Genomic DNA, 13182 nt, shown 5'->3' with positions numbered 1-13182 from the left:
AGCCGGACCCGGATGCCGGGACGGGCCCTTTTGGTTCCTTTTGGGGCCCAAAAGGGACTCGCCCGAGGGGGCGAAACAAGAAACATCCGAGCACGCCGAAGCGGCGCGGAAACACTCAACCCCGATACGGCGGATAAGGCAGAGGCGTTATCCGCCCTACGAAGAGCAAGATCATCGCGGACGAAGTCCGCTCCTACAGGGTGAGCCCCGTATGGCCTTGGCAGGAGCGGGCCTGGTCCTCGATGGGAGTATCAGTCCGCAGCGGAGTAATGGCGCACCCATAAAAAAGCCCCCACACCAATCGGTGCAGGGGCGTTGGCGCCGATGAGGGAAGCGCCAGATTCAGCGGGCTACTGCACGCAGCGGCTCCACGTTCTCCGTGGTGCGCCCGTAGACGTCTTCCAGACGCTCGATGTCGTCTTCTCCCAGGTAGCTGCCCGATTGCACTTCGATGATTTCCAGCGGGATCTTGCCCGGGTTGGCCAGGCGATGGACCGAGGCGATCGGGATGTAGGTGGACTGGTTCTCGGTGAGCAGGAAGGTCTTGTCGTCGCAGGTCACCTGGGCAGTGCCGGATACCACGATCCAGTGCTCGGCGCGGTGGTGGTGCATCTGCAGCGACAGACGTGCGCCGGGCTTCACGGTGATGTGCTTGACCTGGAAGCGGCCGCCCATGTCCACCGAGTCGTAGGACCCCCACGGACGGTAGACCTGGCAGTGGTTCTGGGTCTCGCTGCGGCCGGCGGCGTCGAGCTGGTTGACCACCTTCTTGACGTCCTGCACGTGATCCTTGTGGGCGATCATCATGGCGTCCTTGGTCTCGACCACCACGATGTCTTCAAGACCGACCACCGAGACCAGCTTGCCGTTGCCGTGCACCAGGCAGTTGTGGCTGTCGTGGACGACCACGTCGCCCATGGTGACGTTGCCATCGGCGTCCTTCTCGTGGACTTCCCAGATCGACGACCAGCTGCCGACGTCGTTCCAGCCGGCGGACAGCGGCACCACGCAGGCGCGGCGGGTCTTTTCCATCACGGCGTAGTCGATGGAGTTGTCCGGGCAGCACTCGAAGGTGGCGGCGTCGATGCTGATCAGGTCGCCATCGTGCTGGCTGCGCTCCAGGGCCAGCAGACAGGTGTCGTAGATGTCGGTGTCGTGTTTCTTCAGCTCTTCCAGGAAGCGGCTGGCGCGGAACAGGAACATGCCGCTGTTCCAGTAGTAGCCGCCTTCTTCGACGAACTGCTTGGCGCGGGCTTCGTCGGGCTTCTCGATGAAGCGCTCGACGCGAATCACGCCTTCCGGCAGGCCGCGCTCGTCACCGGATTTGATGTAGCCGTAGCCGGTTTCCGGGCGATTGGCGGGGACGCCGAAGAGCACCATCTCGCCTTTTTCGGCGGCGTTGGTGGCCAGGGCTAGGGCGCGCTGGAAGGCGCGCTGGTCCTCGATCACGTGGTCGGCGGGGAGGATCAGCAGCAACTCGTCACGGCCTTCGGCGAGCAGTTTCATGGCGGCGATCGCCACCGCCGGCGCGGTGTTGCGGCCGAAGGGTTCGAGCAGGATCGCCTGGGTCTTGAGCTGCAGCGCTTCGAGCTGCTCCTGGACGATGAAGCGGTGCTCCTGGTTGCTGACCACTACCGGCGGTTCCATGCCTTCGAAGGCCAGACGCTCCAGGGTCTGCTGGAACAGGGTGTGGTCGCCGGTCAGGGCGAGAAACTGCTTGGGGTACTGCTTGCGGGAAAGAGGCCAGAGTCGCGAGCCGCTGCCACCGGAAAGGATTACTGGGATCATGTGGTTTCTCCTAAAGCGTTCGTGCGTACTGTTTGCCGCGCCGCGTCATGTGGCCCGGCGTGCCTTGTGGGTGACCTCTCCTGTGCGTGCCGGAGTGGCGGCGCACCGATGCTTCTGCCGGCGTAGGGCCGGTCTCGTTGTTGGGAGGGAGGCGCTTGACGAGCGCCTCACCCCGGCCCTCTCCCAGGGGGAGAGGGAGGCAGTGGGTGCCGGCGGGAGATATGCCGTCTCGACCGCACTCCGGGTGGGAGTGACAGGGCAGTGGCCGCCGGCTCATGGGATCAGTCCACCTTCACCGGGCGCTTGACCCAGACCGGGTTGAGCTTGCCGCCCTCGCCGGTGACGTAGAGGCAGACCACTTCGCCGCGCTCGAGGGTGACGGGCTTGAGGTCGCTGACCTTCTTCGCCCCGTCGTACAGCGCGAGGTTCACTTTCACCGGGTTGATCTCGCGGTCGCCATGGCTTTGCGGGGCGACGTTGGCGACCACGTCGGTCTTGCCGTCGGCGGTTTTCAGGGTCAGGGCCTGGCCGCTCAGGTTCTGTACGCGGACCAGGGCTTTCTGCTTGTTCTTGAACGGCGGCTCGGGCACCAGGCGCGGCTGTCCGCCGGGTTGGCTGACGAGGGTGTAGTAGGCGTCCGGATCGAGTTTCACCGGCAGGCTCTGGGTGCCGACCTTGGCGGTGTAGTTGCCCGCCGGGAGGAATTTGAAGTCGCTGGAGCCCAGTGGCGAAACGTCGTTCAGGGTGGCGTTGCCGACCGCGACGTTCAGCTCGGAGCTGCCGGCGTTGTAGGCACGCACGAAGGCCGAACCCTTGGGCGCCTGTGGCCCGTAGAGCGCGCCTTCACCCCCGGCGAAAGCGCCGAAGGATGCGGCGCCCAGGGCGAGGGCCAGTGCGGACGACTTCAGGGTGCGAATGGTCAGTCGGTTCATGGGGTTGTACCTCCGTCTTTCTCTCTTGTGGGCACGGGAGGTGCCCTGTCGCGGCGCTCAGTGCGCCGTTGGGTTGCCTGCCTGGTTGGCGGCCAGGCGTTCGTCTCGGTTGCCTTCCGCACGCAGCTGGGCCACCCAGTCCGGGTTGAACTGGCTGAGGTCGCTGTGCATCGGCAGGTAGCGTTCGGGGAACTCCCAGACCAGCAGTTGCGCCGGCTTCTTCTTGAAGCCTTCGTCCTGCAGGAGTTCGAGCATCGGTTCCAGGGGGCCCTTGCCCTCCTTGGCGTAGTTGATGACATCCGCCGACAGCGCCTGCTTGAGGGCGCCGGCGAAATTCCAGCGCGGGTTGGCGCTGTAGCTGGTGCCGACCAGGGCGACCTGCGGCTGGGCGCTGTCGCCGAAGAGGTCGCCAGCGCCGCTGTTATCGGTGCCGGCGGCGGCTTCCTCGGCCGGGTGGGTCTGGCGCTGCTCGAGCTGGTCTTCCGGCGGCAGCAGGTTGCTGAACAGCGGGTCCAGCGGCAGGAAGGTCAGCAGGTCGCCCTTGTGCGGACCGCTCTTGCCGGCTTCGGTGATGAAGGTCTGGCTCGGCAGGTCGGCGCCCTGGCCGGCGCGGATGCTTTCGCCCAGGCGCTGGGCCACGGCTTCGGCGCCCAGCGGGGTCCAGTGGGTGTCAGTGCGCAGGAAGACCTGGCCGTTGTCCTTGGCCTTCTCCATCGTTTCCAGCAGCTCGGGCGCGGCCATGCCGGCCTGGCGGGCGCGCTGCAGGAAATCCTGGTAGAGCGAGGCGTGCAGTGCCGCCGGTTGTTCCTTGCCGAGGAATTCGGGGTAGAGGCGGGTCTTGGCCGGGATGATCGCCAGCACCAGTTTCACGCCACGGCGTTCCAGCTCCTGCTGTACGCCGCGTACCAGCGCCCAGTTGTCATCGAGCTGCTGCTGGGTGGGGGCGGGCTTGAATTCCTCGTCGGTGAACAGCCAGCCATCCTTGCCGAGCACCACGCCCGGGCGGCCTTCCTCGAAGACGGTGTAGTCCAGCGCGGCCCAGAGGTTGGTGCCCAGGCGCTTGATCGGGAATTGTTCGTCGTAGTGGCCTTCGAAGGCATGGGCCAGCTTGCCGTTGAGCACGCTGGTGCCTTCGGCGGCGGAGAAGCTGGGGAAGGCCTTCAGCGACAGGCCGGCCAGGCCCAGCAGCATTCCGCCGAACACGGCGATGTAGGTGTACTGCAGGGGCTTGCTGATGTGCGGGTGTGTAGTCGGTTGCATGATCCGGCCTCGCTCAGAACTGGAAGTAGAGGAACGGCGAGTAGCTCTGCGCCGAGAGTTTGAGCACCGAGGCGGCGAACAGCAGGAGCAGGGCGATGCGGGTCGCCAGCACCGGCAGCTGGGTCATCCAGTGCGGCTGGTAGACCGCCGCGCCGCTGGGCGAGTAGGCGATGGCCGCCGGGTCGTCCTGGGCCGCCGCCGGGGTGCGCGGCTGGGCGCTGGCCGGGCCGTCGGCCTCGACCTCGTCGGACTTGGCCGCCGCCTTGGGCGCCTTGCTCTGCAGCGGCTGGTTGTAGAACTGGCGGATGCCGAAGAAGGCCAGGACGATGTAGGCGACCACCAGGGTGCCGACCTGCAGGCCGGTGAGGCTGGCGCGATTCAGCTCGGAGAGCTTCCAGTCGCCGAAGCTGAACATGGCTTCGTACATGCGCCAGGCCACGTGCAGGTTCTCGGCGCGGAAGATCACCCAGCCGACGATCACCAGCAGGAAGGTGAACAGCCACTTCACCGGGTTGAGCACGTGGGGTGCGGCGTTCACGCCCAGGGCGCGCTCGATGGCCAGCCACACGCCGTGCCAGGCGCCCCAGATGATGTAGGTGACGTTGGCGCCGTGCCACAGGCCGCCCAGCAGCATGGTGAGGATCAGGTTGCGGTAGGTCTGGAAGGTGGTGCCGCGGTTGCCGCCCAGGCTGATGTACAGGTAGTCGCGCAGCCAGGTGGACAGGCTGATGTGCCAGCGCCGCCAGAACTCGGTAATGGACTGGCTGATGTAGGGCTGGTTGAAGTTCTCCATGAAGCGGAAGCCCATCATCAGGCCCAGGCCGATAGCCATGTCGCTATAGCCGGAGAAGTCGAAGTACAGCTGCGCGGTATAGGCCATGGCGCCGAGCCAGGCGTCGCCGGTGGTTGGGTCCTGCAGGGCGAAGCAGTGGTCGGCCACTGCCGCCAGGGTGTCGGCGATGAATACCTTCTTGACGAAGCCCTGCATGAAGCGGGTGCAGCCCTCGGCGAACTTGTCGACGGTGTGGGTGCGGTGGTTGAACTGGTCGACCAGGTCCTTGAAGCGCAGCACGGGGCCGGCGATCAGGTGCGGGAAGATCGCCACGAAGGCCGCGAAGTCGATCAGGTTGTGCGTGGCCGGGGTGTCGCCGCGGTACACGTCGATGATGTAGCTGATCGATTCGAAGGTGTAGAAGCTGATGCCGATGGGCAGCAGGATGTGGGTCAGCACGAAGGGCTGCATGCCCATCGAGGTGATGATCTGGTTGAGGCTGTCGACGCCGAAGTTGGCGTACTTGAAGTAGCCGAGCACGCAGAGGTCGACCACCACGCCGAGGATCAGCCAGCGTTGCGCGGCCTTGGTGCGCACGCCAGCCGCACCGATGCGCAGGCCGATCCAGTAGTTGAACAGCGTCACGCCGGCGAACAGTGCCAGGAAGTCCACTCGCCACCATGCGTAGAAGACGTAGCTGGCCACCAGCAGGAGGAGGTTCCGGTAGCGGTTCCCGCTCAGGTAGTACAGGCCGAGGAATATCGGCAGGAACAGGAACAGGAACACGTTGGAAGAAAAGACCATTCCGCGTCTCTCTCTGGAGCTTCAAACCTAAGGTCGCTCCAGCCCTTCCGGCGCCTTTCGACGCCTTGAGGAAAGGCCGGGACAACCCGCCATTTCCTCCCCTGGTATTGCTTAATCTGTTGCGCCCGCCCGCGTCTTCGTCGCGCGGGTCGGGTGGTGTCGCTGCGGAGCAGGAGCTCTCAGGCCCTCTCGCTCGCTAGGTCGAACCTCTCGTCGTCACGGAGAGGCCGGGGTGGGTCGCTGCTTCAGCTCCCCGCCCCCTGTCGGTTGAAAACCTTGGTCACCTCACCCCCCAGGCGGAAGCTGTTGAAGGGTTCCATCTTCTTCTTCCAGTCCTGGGTCTTGGGCGCGCAGCTGTAGAGCGCGCAGTAGGGTTCCAGCCAGGCGAACTTGCTGTTGTCCTTCAGGTCGTCCATGTCCTGATCCTTGCCGGTCTTCTCGTCGAACTGGTCCTGGTCGTCCACGCCCTGCATCACGCGGTTGGCCAGGCGCTGCAGGGCGCCGTTGTTTTCCTGGCGCAGGTCGACGCCGTTCACCTGGGCGAAGGCGGCGATCATGGTCAGCGGCGGCAGCGAGTAGTTGTGGTAGGACAGGGCGCGCTGGTTGCGCTTGAGTTCGTTGGGCAGGTAGCCGTCGCTGTCCACCTGGTTGGCGGCGACCTTGAATTCCTGCACGGACCAGTCGAACAGGTCGCGGCGGTTGGTCACCACGGCGGTGGACATCACCGACCAGGCGGCCCAGTAGGAGTGGTTGTTGATCTGCTTGAGCGGCAGGTCGCTCCAGTCGCGCACCACCTGGCTGCCCAGGGTGCTGAACCAGCTCTCGATGGTTTTCGCCTGCTCGGCGTAGGCCGACAGCGGGCGGCTGCTGGAGAACTTCAAGCGCATGTAGGACGATGACAGGCTGCCGAGGGCCCATTTGCGCATGGACTTGCCGGTGTGGTTGAAGTCGGTGCTTTCCAGCGCGCCGGCCTCGGCCCAGGCTTCCAGCCAGTTCATCGCGCACTCCAGGTCGCCCTTGTTGCCGCTGCGCATGTACTTGGTGATGAGCTTGGCGGTGCCGCGCTCCATCTCGGTGATGTCCTTGATCTGGGTGCGGAACTCTTTTTCCGCGTCGGCGTTGAGCGTCGAGCGCGAAGAGTCCGAACCCTTGTACTTGCTGGTGAACTGCAGGCTGCCGGTGTAGGGCGTGGGGATGGCCGGGCAACTGTCCGAATCCTTCTTGCTGCCTTTTTCACCGACGGCGGAGAAGTAGCCCGGCGGCGGCACGAGGTCGGCGGCATGACCGATCCTGGGAAACAGGGGGCCGCCGAACAGCGCTGAGACCACGGCGACGGTCAGGCCGATTCGGGCCACGATGGGAGTCTTGATCTTGCGTAGGCTGGGCATGGCTTTCGTCCCCGCTCTCTCTAGTTGGCGGCCACATTGGCCGACTTGGCGTTGGGGGTCTGACAGAGCTTGGCCTCGACCTCCAGGCCCGCCGGCATGTCTTCCGGCGCCTCGATTTCCAGGGAGAGGAACTGCTGGTTCGACCAGTCTTCGTCGTTGCGCAGCTCGAAGACGTAGCGTCCACCGGTGTCCACGGACTTGGACTGCTCGATCTTCAGCTGTTCGCGGCGACCGTTCATGTACCAGATGGTGTTCTTGAGCTCGTGCACGCCGGGGTCCGAGTAGGTGACGTCGGCGGTGTAGCTGCCCGAGCGGATCGGCAGGGCGCCGCTGTTGACCAGCACCTCGTTGCTGCCCGGATGCAGCTTGACCTTGCGGGTCAGCGCCGGCTTGCCGTTGGCGCAGCCGTTGTCCACCAGCGGCATGGCCTGGCGGTAGAAACTCTTCTGCGCCATGTCGTAGTGGGTGGCGAATTCCCAGATGAGGATCTTCGGCGGCTTGTCGTGGAACTCCTTGCTGCTCATGTAGGCCAGCAGGGAGCTGTCGAAGCCACCGCCGGAAACCGCGTTGTTGAGGATGTCGACCTTGGCGTACTCCTCCAGGAAGCCGGCGAAGTTGTAGGCCGGGCCGCTGTTGGAGGTACCGACCAGCGCGACCTGGGCGTCGCCGCCTTCACCGAACAGGTCGCCGCCGCCCGAATCGCCCACCGGCTCGGTCTCGAAGCGGTCGACGTATTGCGGCGCGTAGCCGCTGCCGCAGAGTTGGGCGGCAGCCTTGTGGAAGGTGCCGAGCTTGGACAGCAGGCCCACGCGCTTGCTTTCGAATTCCTTCTTCGGCACGTCCTTGTAGGCAGGGATTTCCTTCAGCGTCTCGGCCACGATCTTCGCGCTGCGCATCGCGCCGTACGGCGTCCAGTGGTGGTCGCCCTTGAAGTAGAAGGGATGCTCCTGCTTCTCGTCGAACAGCGGGGAGAAGTCCGGGGTGTAGATGCCGGCCTTGCGGAACTGGGCGATGGTCGCCAGGTAGTTCTGCTTGGCCAGTTCGTAGTTGAAGCTGGCCTTCTCCTGCGGGTTGAGCTTCTCGCGGTTCACCAGGCCACGGGTGGGCTGGTAGACCACCACCAGGTCGATGCCCTTGCGCTTGAGTTCGTCGCGCAGCTGCTTGAGCTCGCGCCAGCCTTCGGCGGTGGTGCCGAAGTCGGTGCGCAGGTCATAGGTGGTACGGAACAGCCAGTCTTCCTGGGCCGGCACCAGGTGGGTGAAGAAGCCCAGGTACTTGGTGTTGTAGGCCGCGTCGTTGGCCGCGTTCGGGCACAGCGCAGCGGTCGGCTGGGCGGTATAGGTCGGCGCCGAGGCGTCGGCGGCCAGGGCCTGGTTGGCGAGCAACAGGCTGGCGGTGAGGCCCGACAGGCGCAACAGGTTGGAAGTCATACGTTTCATGGTCGGTCCTCAGTTCTGCAATTCAGCCTGGCTTTCCACGGGGTCGAGCAGCACGGCGCGTTGCTGGCGCACCAGCAGGTCCAGGATCTGGTCCTGTTTCTCGCCGAGCACGCCGTTGAAGCTGATCCCGGAGGATTTGGTCGGGCCGAGCATGGCCACCTTGTAGAGCTCCAGCGAAAGCGGCGAGTCCACCGACAGGGGGCCGGAGCCATTGCCGGCCAGCTTGCCGCCGACCACGATCAACGAGACCTTGGTATCGAAGGGGTCGAGGTCGATGTTGCGGTCGGTGTCGGACAGGTCCTTGATGTGGCCGTAAACGCCCATCAGCTGATTGCCGGCGGCGAGGTTCTCGTACAGGCGGATGTTCACGCTGTTACGGATGCGGATGCCGTGGCGCTGGTTGGCCAGCACCTGGTTGCCGTAGATGAGGTTGTCGCTCGACTCGTAGAGGGTGATGCCGTCGGAGTGATTGCGGTATACCTCGTTGTAGGCCACCAGGTTGCGTTCGGAGTTACGGTCCAGGACGATCCCGGAGAGGTGGTTGTCGTAGGTCTTGTTGTGGAAGATCCAGCTGTCGTTCACCTCACGGGAAACGATGATGCCGTGCTTCTTCCTGGTCCCATGGACGACGTTCTCGGCGATGATCAGGCGGCGCGAGCGGTCGTGCGGGTCGATGCCGTAAATGACGTTGTCCTTGTAGGTGTTGCCGCGCACCACGAGGTCGTCGGCCTCGTAGCAGTAGAAGCCGTACCAGGCGTCGACGAAGGTCGAGCCGATCACCCAGCCCTTGGGACGCGGGCGCTTCATGGTCTTGTCCATGCCCGGGCTGTACTGGGAGATGGAGATGCCGTAGGCCTTGGAGGCGTTGTAGCCGAAGCTGGTGAAGGTGCTGTTCACCAGGTAGGCCTCGGCGCCGCCCCAGGAGATCAGGAAGGGGCGGAATTCATTCGGGCTCTTGAACCAGGCCGGCTCCTTCTTCGCCTCGTTCCAGGCGGTGACCTTGGAGTCGCGCACGAACAGCTTGCCGTCATTGACCAGGAACGCACCGCGGTCCTGGGACAGGCGCAGTTCCTTGACCTTGCCGTCGATCTCCAGGGTCGCGCCCTGGTTCACCACGATCGGCAGGCGGGCGATGTAGATGCCCGGTTCGACCTGCTCCAGCGCGCCCTTGGGCAACTTGCCGGCGAGGTCGGCGAGGCTGACGTAGCCGCCTTCGATGAAGATCGCCTGGGGCATCTGGCGCTGGCGCTTCACCCATTCGGCGAGACGATTCTTGCCGCCGGTGAATTCCTTCAGCGGCTGCTGCTGGACCATGCGCTGCACCACGGCCTTGCCATGCTTGCTGCGGTCGATCTTCTTCTGCACGGCTTCGGCGGTGTAGCCGGAAAGGTCGGGCAGCTTGGGCGGTTCCATGTGCAGCGGCTCGCTGGGCGCGGCAGTCACGGTGTAGTTGCCGGACTCCTTCAGCGTCTTGGTCTGGCCCGGCTCGGTGCCCGAGGAGGCTTCGGGGGCTTTTTCGGCACTGCTGCCTTTTGCATTGTCGTCCTTGCCATGGGCGGCGGCTTCCACCTTGGCGCTGGCGTGGGCCTTGTCCGCGGGCGACGCGGCCCACACCGGCGCGGTGGCGCTGATCAGGCCGCCAAGCAGCAGCGCGGTCAGCGGCAGGGCGTGTAACGGATGGCGGTTCATGGCCGTTGTCTCCTTGCGAGCGCTGGCATGGTTTGTTGGATTCCCTTGCTTGCGGGCGTGACGGGTGAGCCGCAGGCGGTCGTCCGCCTGCGCTTTTGCGTCATTCCCGCCACTGCGGGGAACCATCAACAAACCAGCCATTGCTGCAGTCCTCAGAAGCGCCAGATCACATCGACGAAGGCGTGGTGCATGGTCGAGTCGACGTGGCTGCCGTAGGCGTCGCCGGGCTTGAACACACCGCCACGGAAGCGCACCAGCGCCGACGGTTCGTCGATTGCCTGGCTCATCGATGCTGGCAGCAGGCCCTGCTTGAAGTACTTGGTCATGACCAGGTCGACCTCTTGGCCGATGTCCTTGGAGTCGTTGACCAGCGGGGCGCTGATGCCGCTGTTGCCGATATCCGAGTCGCTGTCCACGCGCCGGAACTTGTTGTAGATGACGCTGGCGTCGTAGTCCTCGCGCAGTTGCCAGGAGCCGAACAGGGTGGCGGCCTCAAGGTTCGAGAGCTCACCCCGGAAGGCCTCGCCGAAGCGATGCGCGCGGGCGCGGGTGCCGGTGAAGTTGGAGCGGTTGCTTTCCAGGCCGGTCTGTTCGAACTGGTCTTCGCCGTTCTTGCCGCCGCCGCTGCCACGGGCGTAGGCACCGCCGACGCGCCACTGCTCGTCGATGTTCCAGCGCAGGCCGAGGTCGGCGCCGTAGGCATCCACGTCGCCACTCTGCTTGCCGGTGGCGATGCGCTCGCCGTTCACCGGAACGGTGGTCAGGCGGTCGCGGTTACCAGTCAGCCAGGTGGCGCTGGCCCAATAGTTGATGGGCATCTGCGAGCGCCAGTTGTAGCCGTCGCCGTTGGCTTCGATGCCGACCCAGGTCAGGTCGCCGGTGGAGCGCTTGTCCAGGGAGTCGACGGTCTCGCCCGGGTCCGGCAGGCTGCCGCTGTCATCGGAGTGGTGCAGGCGCAGGCCCACCCAGTGCTGGGGCATCCACTGCGTGGAGATGTCGCCGAACACGTGGGTGCGGTCCTTGTCGTCCGGCGCCAGGTCGGTGATGTCGGTGCGGTAGTCGGAGAAGCGCTGGGCGGCGCCGACATGGGCACGCAGCAGGGTGGTGTCGAAGGTCCAGTTCAGGGCCTCGATGTTGGTGTCCTGCCACATGCCGCTGTCTTCGCGCAGGCGCTGGCGGCCGAAGCGCAGGTGCTCGCCGGGGTACTGGGTGAGGCCGGCGTAGTCCACCCAGAACTCGCGCAGGGCCAGGTAGGCGTCGTCCGGCTCGCGCTTGTTGTCGCTGCCCTGGGTGCTGTCGTTGTTGATGTCGTCGTTCTGCAGGGTGTCGGTCTGGATGGTGTCGGTGGCGGCGACCGCCTGCCCCATCACGTAGGCGCTCCAGTCGCCCCATTGGCCGAACGCCCAGGGACGCAGGTCGATACCCAGGCCGTTGAGGTCGCCGCCATGGGCAGTGCCCAGGTCGCGGTCGTCCTCGGACTCAGCGGTGATCTTTACGTCGAGGCCGTAGTTCTTTGGCGGTTCCTCTGCCGCCAGGGCAAGACTGCCGAACAGGGTGCCGGCGAGGCTGATGCCGGCGCCGAGCATGGCTGGGAACAGGCGTGCGCGGCGAACGGCGGAAGCCAGAGCACGCGGCTGAATCCCTTGGATAAGAGCAAACGGCGGGGTGGTCATCGTATCGTTGCGCTTCATAGGTTTTCTTGTTCCTGGTTGTTCTGCAGGAGGCTGACAGTGGCTTGCCAGTTGGCGCCGCGCGTTTGCTCCTCGCGCTTGAGCAACTGCTGGGCCGCAGTGCGGTCGGCCGGTTGTATCTGCGGCTCGATCTGCGCCATCAGGTCGGTTGCGGTGGGGACCTGCTGGCGTTTTGCAAGCTCGCCGAAGACGTAAGCGTTGACCAGATTCGGCCGAACGCCACGTCCTTGGGAAAACAATTGCGCGAGCGCCATGTCGGCGCTGGCCTGCCCGGCCCGCGCGGCGATCAGCAGGTGGTCAACTGCTTTTTGCGGGTAGACCTTCCCCAGGTAGCCACGGCGGTAGATCTGGCCGAGGTAGTAATGCGCCTGGGGCTCGGTGGCGGCGGCCTTGAGCAGGTACTGTTCGGCCTTCTGCGGCTCCTGCGGGGCCCACTTGCCGTCGTAGTAGAGGCGGCCCAGCAGCAACTCGGCGCGCGGTTGGGCGGCGTCCTGGGCCTTCTTCAGATAACTGAGCATCTGGTCCAGGTCGCCCAGGTCGGGGTTGTCGTACTGCAGCTTGGCCAGGCTCACCCAGGCCGCCGGGTAGATCGGGGCGATTTCCGTGAGCAGCGCCTGGGCGGCTTGCGGGTCCGGCGTGCCGAGGTTCTCGTCGGCCAGTACGCCAGCCACCGAGTCGACGCGCTCGGAGGGCACGCGACCGGCCTTCCAGGTGGTCTTGAGCGCTTCGATATGGGCCTTCTGCTTATCCTTGTTGCCCTGGATCTGGTACACGGTGGCCAGTTCCATCCAGCACACGTCCATGCGGCTCAGCCAGCGCTGGCAGACCTGCTCGATCTCGCCCAGGTGCTGGTTGTAGGTGCCCTGGGTGCGATAGAGGATGATCTGCGCCAGGTCCGCCTGGGGCAGGCCCTGTTCGCGCCACTGGTCGATGCGCTGCTGCGGGTTCACGTTCGGCCAGGCCTGCGGGTATTGCAGGTAGAGGACGATCAGCGGCACCAGTGCGCTGTCTTCGCCTTCGTTGAAGGCGCGGGTCAGCAGTTGCTCGGCTTCGCGGTGCTCGGCGTCGGTGCCGCCGGGCTTGGCCGCCAGCCATTTGCCCAGGCGGGCGCGGGCGCGCGGGGAGGTCTCGGCCGCTTCGCGGTAGAGCTTCTCGGCGCGGGCCTGCTCGGCGGGGTCGCCGGTGGCGGTCTGCATGTCGGCCAGTCCGACCTGTGCGTCGGCGTACCCCATGGTCGCCAGGGCCTGGAAGTTGGCCTGGGCGGTGGCGATGTCGCCGCGTTCCAGGGCTTCCTGGGCCAGGCGCTGGTCAGGCAGGCCGGCGCAGCCAGCGGCCACGGCGATGGCCAGTGCCAGGGCCAGCTTGGGGGCCATCTTCAGGGCAAGGGCTTCGACGGGACGGTTCATGGCGTGTTCCCTC

9 protein-coding genes are annotated in these 13182 nt (G+C 65.5%); all 9 read right to left on the bottom strand.

What is annotated here, in order from left to right:
* Positions 1-342 precede the first annotated feature (342 nt).
* Positions 343-1788 (bottom strand): mannose-1-phosphate guanylyltransferase/mannose-6-phosphate isomerase, encoded by a 1446-nt coding sequence (locus tag ACAW63_RS27165; protein WP_371230534.1) that lies wholly within the window; start codon positions 1786-1788, stop codon positions 343-345.
* 281 nt (positions 1789-2069) lie between these two features.
* Positions 2070-2720, bottom strand: coding sequence for an alginate O-acetyltransferase AlgF (algF, locus tag ACAW63_RS27160; RefSeq protein WP_371230532.1), 651 nt, complete (start codon positions 2718-2720; stop codon positions 2070-2072).
* Between the two features lie 57 nt (positions 2721-2777).
* Positions 2778-3980 carry an alginate O-acetyltransferase gene (locus ACAW63_RS27155; RefSeq protein ID WP_371230530.1) on the bottom strand — a complete coding sequence of 401 codons (1203 nt, stop codon included), beginning with the start codon at positions 3978-3980 and terminating at the stop codon, positions 2778-2780.
* Positions 3981-3993: 13 nt separating this feature from the next.
* Positions 3994-5556 carry an MBOAT family protein gene (locus ACAW63_RS27150; protein WP_371230528.1) on the bottom strand — a complete coding sequence of 521 codons (1563 nt, stop codon included), beginning with the start codon at positions 5554-5556 and terminating at the stop codon, positions 3994-3996.
* Between the two features lie 245 nt (positions 5557-5801).
* Positions 5802-6926, bottom strand: coding sequence for a mannuronate-specific alginate lyase (locus tag ACAW63_RS27145; RefSeq protein WP_371234806.1), 1125 nt, complete (start codon positions 6924-6926; stop codon positions 5802-5804).
* A 38-nt stretch (positions 6927-6964) separates the two neighbouring features.
* A complete protein-coding gene (locus tag ACAW63_RS27140) occupies positions 6965-8383 on the bottom strand; it encodes an alginate O-acetyltransferase (RefSeq protein ID WP_371230526.1) in 1419 nt (472 codons plus the stop codon).
* Positions 8384-8392: 9 nt separating this feature from the next.
* Entirely contained in the window at positions 8393-10072 is a 1680-nt protein-coding gene (algG, locus tag ACAW63_RS27135; RefSeq protein WP_371230524.1) for a mannuronan 5-epimerase AlgG, read from the bottom strand.
* 152 nt (positions 10073-10224) lie between these two features.
* On the bottom strand, positions 10225-11658 hold the full coding sequence (locus tag ACAW63_RS27130) for an alginate export family protein (protein WP_275612002.1): 1434 nt from the start codon (positions 11656-11658) through the stop codon (positions 10225-10227).
* 101 nt (positions 11659-11759) lie between these two features.
* Positions 11760-13169, bottom strand: coding sequence for an alginate biosynthesis TPR repeat lipoprotein AlgK (gene algK / locus ACAW63_RS27125; protein ID WP_371230522.1), 1410 nt, complete (start codon positions 13167-13169; stop codon positions 11760-11762).
* Positions 13170-13182: the final 13 nt, after the last annotated feature.

The sequence above is a fragment of the Pseudomonas sp. QE6 genome (assembly GCF_041379005.1).
Classification (GTDB): domain Bacteria; phylum Pseudomonadota; class Gammaproteobacteria; order Pseudomonadales; family Pseudomonadaceae; genus Pseudomonas.
Note: the sequence above shows the minus strand (reverse complement) of the source record. Positions and strands in the feature narration are given on the sequence as shown.